Origin of the sequence: Streptomyces sp. SID11385 (genome assembly GCF_010548245.1) — a bacterium.
Lineage (GTDB): Bacteria > Actinomycetota > Actinomycetes > Streptomycetales > Streptomycetaceae > Streptomyces.
Window position 1 is genome coordinate 1 of the sequence record NZ_JAAGLR010000179.1, and the last position, 202, is coordinate 202.

Genomic DNA, 202 nt, shown 5'->3' on the forward strand with positions numbered 1-202 from the left:
GGGAAGAAGCCGCGTACCCCCCGCGCCGACGCGCTGCGCAACCGGGACAAGCTCGTCCGGGTCGCCGGGGCGGCCTTCGCGGCGGCCGAGGGCCCGGTGTCGCTCGAAGGCATCGCCCGCGATGCCGGTGTCGGCATCGGCACGCTGTACCGCCACTTCCCGACCCGCGAGGCCCTGGTCGAGGCCGTGTACGCGGCCGAGC

The 202-nt window shown here is 76.2% G+C and carries 1 protein-coding gene; it reads left to right on the forward strand.

Annotated features, from left to right (window positions below; genetic code table 11):
* Positions 1 to 33 precede the first annotated feature (33 nt).
* A partial coding sequence (locus G3I42_RS05335; RefSeq protein ID WP_164282823.1) for a helix-turn-helix domain-containing protein occupies positions 34 to 202 on the forward strand: 169 nt, incomplete at its 3' end.